The organism is Vibrio limimangrovi, assembly GCF_054064025.1.
The window spans coordinates 1-1,311 of record NZ_JBSUGF010000034.1; the positions used below are offsets into that span (position 1 = coordinate 1).

The window sequence follows — 1,311 nt, forward strand, 5'->3', positions numbered from 1 at the left end:
TGAAGTCATTGATGCCATGCTTCCAGGAAAAGCCTCTAAGCTTCAGATTGTAAGGAATCGTACCCCAAACCGACACAGGTGGTCGGGTAGAGAATACCAAGGCGCTTGAGAGAACTCGGGTGAAGGAACTAGGCAAAATGGTACCGTAACTTCGGGAGAAGGTACGCTCTCGACGGTGAAGTCCCTCGCGGATGGAGCTATTGAGAGTCGCAGATACCAGGTGGCTGCAACTGTTTATTAAAAACACAGCACTGTGCAAAATCGTAAGATGACGTATACGGTGTGACGCCTGCCCGGTGCCGGAAGGTTAATTGATGGGGTTAGACTTCGGTCGAAGCTCTTGATCGAAGCCCCGGTAAACGGCGGCCGTAACTATAACGGTCCTAAGGTAGCGAAATTCCTTGTCGGGTAAGTTCCGACCTGCACGAATGGCGTAATGATGGCCACGCTGTCTCCACCCGAGACTCAGTGAAATTGAAATCGCTGTGAAGATGCAGTGTACCCGCGGCTAGACGGAAAGACCCCGTGAACCTTTACTACAGCTTGGCACTGAACATTGACCCTACATGTGTAGGATAGGTGGGAGGCTTTGAAGCAAGTACGCCAGTATTTGTGGAGCCGTCCTTGAAATACCACCCTTGTAGTGTTGATGTTCTAACGTCGACCCCTGATCGGGGTTGCGGACAGTGCCTGGTGGGTAGTTTGACTGGGGCGGTCTCCTCCCAAAGCGTAACGGAGGAGCACGAAGGTGGGCTAATCACGGTTGGACATCGTGAGGTTAGTGCAATGGCATAAGCCCGCTTGACTGCGAGAATGACAATTCGAGCAGGTGCGAAAGCAGGTCATAGTGATCCGGTGGTTCTGAATGGAAGGGCCATCGCTCAACGGATAAAAGGTACTCCGGGGATAACAGGCTGATACCGCCCAAGAGTTCATATCGACGGCGGTGTTTGGCACCTCGATGTCGGCTCATCACATCCTGGGGCTGAAGTCGGTCCCAAGGGTATGGCTGTTCGCCATTTAAAGTGGTACGCGAGCTGGGTTTAGAACGTCGTGAGACAGTTCGGTCCCTATCTGCCGTGGGCGTTGGAGAATTGAAAGGGGCTGCTCCTAGTACGAGAGGACCGGAGTGGACGAACCTCTGGTGTTCGGGTTGTGTCGCCAGACGCATTGCCCGGTAGCTAAGTTCGGGATCGATAACCGCTGAAAGCATCTAAGCGGGAAGCGAGCCTTGAGATGAGTTCTCCCTGATACTTAAAGTATCCTAAAGGGTTGTCGTAGACTACGACGTTGATAGGCAGGGTGTGTAAG

1 rRNA gene is annotated in these 1,311 nt (G+C 52.8%); it reads left to right on the top strand.

From position 1 onward, the window contains the following. Positions 1-1,311, top strand: a 23S ribosomal RNA gene (locus tag ACWYU8_RS21945); the annotation flags it as partial.